The organism is Streptomyces sp. NPDC056480, assembly GCF_042795405.1.
GTDB lineage: Bacteria > Actinomycetota > Actinomycetes > Streptomycetales > Streptomycetaceae > Streptomyces.
The window spans coordinates 1-3,666 of sequence record NZ_JBHTSA010000238.1 but is presented as its reverse complement, the minus strand read 5'-3'; the positions used below and the strand labels follow the sequence as shown (position 1 = coordinate 3,666).

The window sequence follows — 3,666 nt, the reverse complement described above, 5'->3', positions numbered from 1 at the left end:
CCCCTCTATTCTTGTGTGGTTTGGTTTTTTGTGTGGGGGGGGGGGGGGTGGGGGGGTCCCCCCCCCGCGGGTGGGGGGGGGCGCGGCCGGGGGCCCCCCCCCCCCCCCGCGCCCGGAGCCGCGGAACTGGCAAGCGCAGGAGCGTCAGGAAGCGCTCCCTCGCCACCCACTGGTACGCCTGGGCGATGATCGCCCCGGTGACGATCGTGATCGCGGTGATCATCGGCTATCCGCTGGTCCGCGGCGTCTACCTGTCGCTGACCGACGCCAACGAGCGGAACGTCGCGCGGTCGATCGGCGTCAACGAGATCCCGGCCACCTACGAGTTCGTCGGCCTGGACAACTACGCCGACGCGCTCACCGGCGGCCAGTTCCTCTCCACCCTGGGCTGGACCCTGCTGTGGACGGTGTCCTGCGTCTCGGTCACCTTCGCGCTCGGCCTCACCCTCGCCAACGTCCTCAACCGCAGGATCGCCGGCCGCTCCTTCTACCGGCTGCTGCTGATCCTGCCCTGGGCCGTGCCCGGCTTCGTCTCCGTCTTCGCCTGGCGCTTCCTCTACAACCAGGACAACGGTCTCCTCAACAAGATCCTCGCGGGCGGCGGCATCGACGCCGTCCCGTGGCTGAACGACCCCACCTGGGCCAAGTTCTCGGTCATCCTCGTCAACGTCTGGCTCGGCGTGCCGTTCATGATGGTCGCCCTCCTCGGCGGGCTCCAGTCCATCCCCGGAGAGCTGTACGAGGCAGCCGAGATGGACGGCGCCAACGCCTGGCAGCGCTTCCGGCACATCACCATGCCCGGCCTGAGCTCGGTGTCGACGACGGTGGTCCTGCTCTCCACCATCTGGACCTTCAACATGTTCCCGGTGATCTTCCTGCTCACCCGGGGCGGACCCGGCGAGGCCACCCAGATCCTCGTCACCCAGGCGTACAAGTTCTCCTTCGAGGTCAGTCCGCGCGACTTCGCCCAGTCCTCCACCTGGGGCGTGCTCATCCTGGTCCTCCTGATGCTCTTCGCCGCGGTCTACCGGCGAGTCCTCCGCAAGCAGGGAGAAGTCTGGTGACGACCACGACCCCCACCCCCCAGGCCGTCGTGAACACGCCGATCCGCGGCCGCCGCTCGCCGCTCGCCTCGGTCGCCCTGCACGTCACCCTGATCACGGCGTCCGTGATCGCCGTCTTCCCCGTGCTGTGGGTCCTGCTGACCTCGCTCAAGCCGGCGAAGTACGCGATCACCACGGACTTCTTCAAGGAGACGACGCTCGAGAACTACACGAACCTGCTGAACGACACCCCGTTCCTCACCTGGTTCGGCAACTCGCTGCTCGTCGCCGGTCTCACCACCGTCATCGGCGTCTTCATCTCCGCCACCACGGGCTACGCGGTCAGCCGCTTCCGCTTCCCCGGCAAGCGCGGCCTGATGTGGACGCTGCTCATCACCCAGATGTTCCCGGTCGCCGTCCTGATCGTGCCGATCTACAACATCATGGCGTCGATGGGCCTGCTCAACCAGCCGGCCGGCCTGGTCATCACGTACCTGACCATCGCCGTCCCGTTCTGCGCGTGGATGATGAAGGGCTTCTTCGACACCATCCCGCGCGAGATCGACGAATCCGGCTACGTCGACGGCCTCACGCCCTTCGGCACCTTCTGGCGGCTGATCCTGCCGCTCGCCAAGCCGGGCATCGCGGTCACCGCGTTCTACTCGTTCATCACCGCCTGGGGCGAGGTCGCCTACGCCTCCGCCTTCATGGTCGGCGACGAGAACCTCACGCTCGCCGGCGGACTCCAGAAGTTCGTCAACCAGTACGGCGCCCAGTGGGGCCCGATGGCCGCGGCCTCCGTGCTCATCGCCATCCCCGCGGCCCTGGTGTTCCTCTTCGCACAGCGCCACCTCGTCACCGGCATGTCCGCCGGTGCCGTCAAGGGCTGACGGCCCTGAGCCCGCCCTCTGTACGCACCTCTGTACGCACCTCCTTACCTCCCAGGGAAGACATGACCCAGCATCTCGCCACCCCGGCCGACGCCCCGACCACCGGCACGCACACGGGCTGGTGGAGAGACGCGGTGATCTACCAGGTCTACCCGCGCAGCTTCGCCGACGGCAACGGCGACGGCATGGGCGACCTGGAGGGAATCCGCAGCCGGCTGCCGTACCTCAAGGAACTCGGCGTCGACGCCGTCTGGCTCTCCCCGTTCTACGCCTCGCCGCAGGCCGACGCCGGCTACGACGTCGCCGACTACCGGGCCATCGACCCCATGTTCGGCTCGCTCCTCGACGCCGACGCCGTGATCCGCGACGCCCACGCCCTGGGCCTGCGCATCATCGTCGACCTGGTCCCCAACCACTCGTCCGACCAGCACGAGTGGTTCCAGCGCGCCCTGCGCGAGGGCCCCGGGTCGGTCCTGCGCGAGCGCTACCACTTCCGCCCCGGCAAGGGCGAGAACGGCGAACTGCCCCCCAACGACTGGGAGTCCATCTTCGGCGGCCCCGCCTGGACCCGCACGGAGAACCCGGACGGCACCCCCGGCGACTGGTACCTCCACCTCTTCGCCCCGGAGCAGCCCGACTTCAACTGGGAACACCCCGCCGTCCGCGACGAGTTCCGCTCGATCCTGCGCTTCTGGCTCGACATGGGCGTCGACGGCTTCCGCGTCGACGTCGCCCACGGCCTCGTCAAGGCCGAGGGCCTGCCCGACCTCGGCGCCCACGACCAGCTGAAGCTGCTCGGCAACGACGTCATGCCCTTCTTCGACCAGGACGGCGTCCACGAGATCTACCGCTCCTGGCGGAACGTGCTCTCGGAGTACGACGGGGAGCGCGTCCTCGTCGCCGAGGCCTGGACCCCGACCGTCGAGCGCACCGCCCACTACGTGCGCCCCGACGAGATGCACCAGGCCTTCAACTTCCAGTACCTGGGCACCCACTGGGACGCGGCCGAGCTCCGCCGCGTCATCGACGACTCGCTCGAGGCGATGCGCCCGGTCGGCGCGCCCACCACCTGGGTGCTCTCCAACCACGACGTCACCCGGCACGCCACCCGCTTCGCCAACCCGGCGGGCCTCGGCACCCAGCTCCGCGAGCCCGGCGACCGCGAACTCGGCCTGCGCCGCGCCCGCGCCGCCACCCTGCTGATGCTGGCGCTCCCCGGCTCGGCCTACGTCTACCAGGGCGAGGAGCTCGGCCTGCCCGACGTCACCGACCTGCCCGACGAGGTCCGCCAGGACCCGTCGTTCTGGCGGGCGTCCGGCCAGGACGGCTTCCGCGACGGCTGCCGGGTCCCGATCCCGTGGACCGTCGAGGGCGGCTCGTACGGCTTCGGCGCCGGCGGCTCCTGGCTGCCGCAGCCCGCCACCTGGGGAGGCCTGAGCGTCGAGGCGCAGACCGGCGACCCCGGCTCCACCCTGGAGCTGTACCGCAGTGCCCTCGCCGTGCGGCGGGCGCAGCCCGGACTCGGTGCGGGCGAGGCCGTCGAGTGGCTGGAGGCACCCGAGGGTGTGCTCTCCTTCCGCCGCGACGGCTTCGCCTGCATCGCCAACACCACCGGCCGGGCCATCACCGTCCCGCTGCCCGGCCGGTTCCTTCTCTCCAACGAGGAGATCTCGATCGTCGACGATGAGGCGGTCCTGCCCGCCGACTCGACCGCCTGGTGGGCGGTGTGACGA

At 70.0% G+C, this 3,666-nt stretch carries 3 protein-coding genes; all 3 read left to right on the top strand.

Going from position 1 to position 3,666, the window contains the following annotated elements; translation table 11 throughout:
- Positions 1-47 precede the first annotated feature (47 nt).
- Positions 48-1,064 (top strand): carbohydrate ABC transporter permease, encoded by a 1,017-nt coding sequence (locus ACFQ79_RS40490; protein WP_383593347.1) that lies wholly within the window; start codon positions 48-50, stop codon positions 1,062-1,064.
- Positions 1,058-1,933 (top strand): sugar ABC transporter permease, encoded by an 876-nt coding sequence (locus ACFQ79_RS40485; RefSeq protein WP_383593349.1) that lies wholly within the window; start codon positions 1,058-1,060, stop codon positions 1,931-1,933. The genes ACFQ79_RS40490 and ACFQ79_RS40485 overlap by 7 nt, the downstream gene beginning before the upstream one ends.
- A 62-nt stretch (positions 1,934-1,995) precedes the next feature.
- Complete coding sequence (locus tag ACFQ79_RS40480) at positions 1,996-3,663, top strand: alpha-amylase family glycosyl hydrolase (RefSeq protein WP_383593344.1); 1,668 nt, start codon at positions 1,996-1,998, stop codon at positions 3,661-3,663.
- Positions 3,664-3,666 lie beyond the last annotated feature (3 nt).

Bases quoted from the DNA above. Each gene is read 5' to 3' on its own strand.
- ACFQ79_RS40480 (WP_383593344.1), top strand. From the start codon at position 1,996: ATGACCCAGCATCTCGCCACCCCGGCCGACGCCCCGACCACCGGCACG.